General features: G+C 74.9%; 3 protein-coding genes. All 3 read right to left on the bottom strand.

The window, feature by feature from the left end:
• On the bottom strand, nucleotides 1-652 hold a 652-nt coding region (locus A9X00_RS20610), incomplete at its 3' end, for a PPE family protein (RefSeq protein WP_156772206.1).
• Nucleotides 653-656: 4 nt separating this feature from the next.
• Nucleotides 657-1,796 carry a PPE family protein gene (locus A9X00_RS20605; protein ID WP_067157649.1) on the bottom strand — a complete coding sequence of 380 codons (1,140 nt, stop codon included), beginning with the start codon at nucleotides 1,794-1,796 and terminating at the stop codon, nucleotides 657-659.
• A 205-nt stretch (nucleotides 1,797-2,001) separates the two neighbouring features.
• A partial coding sequence (locus A9X00_RS31425; RefSeq protein ID WP_197515219.1) for a hypothetical protein occupies nucleotides 2,002-3,264 on the bottom strand: 1,263 nt, incomplete at its 5' end.

Genomic DNA, 3,264 nt, shown 5'->3' with positions numbered 1-3,264 from the left:
GGGCGGGGGTGGGGCGGGGGGGCGGGCCGGGGGCGCGGGGGGCCCGCGGGCCCCCCCCCCGCCGGGGGCCCGCCGGGGGGGGGGCGGGGGCGGCGGCGGGGGCCGGGGCCGGGCGGGGCGCCGCCGCCGGGCTGACGATCGTGGGCGGCGACGAGAACTGCGGCAGCCGGGTGGCCTGTGCCGAGGTCGCCGCGTAGCGATTCATCGCCGCCGAGTTGTTCACCCACATGCCCTCGTACTGGGCGTCGGTCTCGGCGATCGCCGCGAAGTTCGTGCCGAGCCAGTTGGTGGCGATCAGCCGCGCCAGCCGGGTGCGGTTGGCCGCGACCTGAATGGGGAAAACCACGGTCCGCCGGGTCAATTCGAACGCCGCCGCCACCGCCCGCATCGAGGAGCCGACCCGTTCGCACTGCTGCGCGGTGGCGGCCAACCACGCGAGGAAGGGGTCGACGGCCCGGACCATCGCGGCCTCGGACGGGCCGCCCCAGGCCTCGCCCAGCGTCGAGAGCACCGAGCCGTAGCCGGGCAGGGAATCCTCCAGCTCGATGCCCAACCTCTCCCAGGCGGCGGACGCCTCGATCAGCGACTCCGCACCCGGTCCGGAGTGGATCAGCGCCGCGCTAATTTCTGGGGGCAGCGTCCCGAAGTCCATGCTTTCATCCGGCCGATGGCGGTGTGCGGATCACTTTGCCCTTGACTTCGGCGCCCACCTGGAGGTCTTCGAGCTTGGTCTGCTTGCGCTTGCGCCAGCCGCTGCCCGCGGAGACCGGCGGCGGCATCAGCGGCGGGAGCATGGGCAACCCGGCGTCGGCGCCGTCGAGCGGCGAGGTCGCCGACGCGAGTTGGACCGGCGTCTGCGCGGCGGGCAGCAGGCCCACGACGGCGGGCGGCGCGGTCAGCTTGCCCATCGACACCCCGACGGCCATCGCCCCCGTCGGCGCCGATCCGAGCGACTTCACCGCATTGGACAGGCTGGCGCCCGCCGCTCCCAGCGCGGACTCGCCCTCCGAGAGGCCCTGGCCGATGTCACCGCCCACGCTCTGCAGCGCCTGGGCCGACGTGCTCTGCGCGAGGTAGCTGAGCAGGTTGATGGGGAACCCGGACGAGATGAACTGGTTGGCGTAGGTGTTGGCCAGCCCGAACCAGCCGACGTTGGGGTCGAAGCCGAACGGGGTGCCGACGATCGACTCCAAGAAGTCGCCGATCGGGGTCGACGCCGCCGGCGTGGCCGCGGCGGCGGACGTGGCGGTGGCCTGCGCGGCCGTCCCGGCCGGGTCGGTGCTCGCCGGCGGGATCGTGAACTGCTGCAGGTCGAGCGCCTGCGTCACGGCAGCCTGATAGCGCGTCAGCGCGGCGGAGTTGGTCGCCCACATCTCCTGGTACTGCTCTTCGGTGGCGGCGATGGCCGGCAGGTTGGCGCCGAACCGGTTGGTGGCGATCAGCTGTGCCAGCCGCGTCCGATTGGCGGTCACCGTTGCGAGCGGGAGCACCGACGACTGCGCCGAGTTGAACGCGGTCGCCGCGGCCTGCGTCGAGGAGGCCATTTGCTGGGTCTGCTGGGCGGTGTCGCGCAGCCAGGTGATGTAGGGCTGGACGGCCTGAACCATCGCCGCGGCCGACGGGCCGTCCCACTCGTCCATCAGCGAGGACAACACCGACGTATAGGTGCTGACCGAACTGTCCAACTCGTTGCCGATGCGCTGCCAGGCGGCGGACGCCTCGATCAGCGAACCCGCCCCGGGACCTGAATGCACGAGCGCCGAGGTCACCTCGGGCGGCAGCGCTAAAAAGTCCATGACATCTCACTTCCCTTATTCGGGAAACCATCCAGCAAAGTCGCGCTGACTGCGCCGCGACCAACGCGGAAACATTGCACGTCGACGCCCTTGGCGTGCCGGTACCGCATGACACGAACATATACCGGAGGCGCTGGCCAGCGGACAATTAGCCCGAACGAGATCTGGGCCTTTCGGGCAGCTAGAGGGCCGCGACTCGTCGTCGTTACGGGCCGCCGCCAGTGCCGCCGTGGCCGCCGAGCAGGACGGTGGCGGCACCGGAGGCGAGGGCCAGGCCACCGCCCCCGCCGCCACCGATGCCGGCGGTGCCGCCGACTCCGCCGGGCGGTGACGGCAAGGCGGTGCCGCCGGCCTGGCCGGCGGTGCCACCGTGACCGGCTCCACTGTCGCCGCCGCCGGTGCCGCCGGTGCCACCGGTGCCACCGGTGATGCCGCCGCCGCCACCACCACCGCCTTCGGCGGAGGCGATGGTGCCAGTCTTGCCAACGATTGTGGCGCCTCCGCCGCCACCACCACCGCCCGTGGAGTTGCCTTGGCCCGTCTGCCCGACAGTGCCAGAGGCCGATTCGCTGCCCAAGACAGCGGCGGCGCCCCCGCCGCCACCACCGCCGGGGCCACCGGTGGCGCCAGCTGCGCCGCCACCGCCGCCCCCATCACCGCCACCGGCCGAGGCCGTGATAACGCCGACGGCATCGGCAAAACCGCCGGCGCCACCGCGGCCGCCGGTGCCGCCGTGACCACCGCCCGTGCTGTTGCCGCCGGCGCCACCGCCGCCGCCGGCCCCGCCGGCGGCACCGGCGTCGGTGGCGTGGACGATGGCTCCGCCGCCGGCCCCGCCGTTGCCGCCGTTGCCGCCGACTACCCCGCTGCCGCCGCGGCCGCCGGCGCCGCCGTCACCCCCGTTGAACGCGGCGGAGCCGCTTCCGACGGTGAAGTTGCTTAGCCCACCTTGGCCGCCTTGGCCCCCGTTGCCGCCGATGCCGCCGGGGCTGTTGCCGCCCGCGCCGCCGTTGCCGCCAGTGCCGGCGGTACCGGTGGCGCTCGACGCGCCCGCACCGCCGCCCGTGCCGCCGCTGCCGCCAGTGCCGCCCGCCCCGGCGTGGCCGGCCAGCAGCGCCTGGTTGGCGCCGCCGTCCCCGCCGTTGCCGCCGAGCCCGCCGTGCCCGCCGTTCATCGATGAGGCCCCGCCGAGCCCGCCGGTGCCACCGGTCCCGCCGGCGCGGGCGTGCCCGCCGAACAGGTGCACGTTGGCGCCGCCGGCCCCACCGTTACCGCCGGTCCCGCCCGTCGCGCCATTCGCGCCAAGCACCAAGCCGGCGGACCCGCCGTTGCCGCCCGCGCCGCCGGCGCCGCCGTTACCGCCGCCGAACAGCCCATTGGCCCCGCCGGCCCCACCGTTACCGCACCGGCGGTGCCGGCGGCGACGGGCGGCGGCTTCCTGGGCGCCAATGGCCACGGCGGCAACGGC

This window comes from Mycobacterium sp. 1245805.9 (assembly GCF_001672915.1).
Classification (GTDB): domain Bacteria; phylum Actinomycetota; class Actinomycetes; order Mycobacteriales; family Mycobacteriaceae; genus Mycobacterium.
The sequence above is the reverse complement of the archived record's forward strand: the minus strand, read 5'-3'. Positions and strand labels throughout refer to the sequence as shown.